Below are 277 nucleotides of genomic sequence, written 5' to 3'. Positions count from 1 at the left end.
ATCTGCTGCGATACAAAGTTTTCCAGTAGATTGTTCTATTGCTCCCACAAGGCAATCTTCAACTGGATATTGCACGTCATAAACAGTGACAAAGCCTTGGTCTGCCGGGTGATCGGGCCAAATATGACTCACTGGGTGGAAAGGTGTTACGTCGGTGATCAGGTAAGTTTTGCTGTCGTCACTTTCAACGTGCAGCGCCTTTGCGTTGAGCTGCCAAATCTGATGGCAAAATTGAGTGATGGTTGGTGTGATTACTTCAGCTTGTGTGATCAAATCG

1 pseudogene is annotated in these 277 nt (G+C 46.2%); it reads right to left on the bottom strand.

The features are described 5' to 3' along the window. Positions 1-277, bottom strand: a pseudogene (locus tag FTW16_RS01445) (alanyl-tRNA editing protein); the annotation flags it as partial.

The organism is Vibrio sp. T20 (genome assembly GCF_007858795.1).
Lineage (GTDB): Bacteria > Pseudomonadota > Gammaproteobacteria > Enterobacterales > Vibrionaceae > Vibrio > Vibrio satsumensis.
This window is presented reverse-complemented; position numbering and strand designations above follow the sequence as displayed.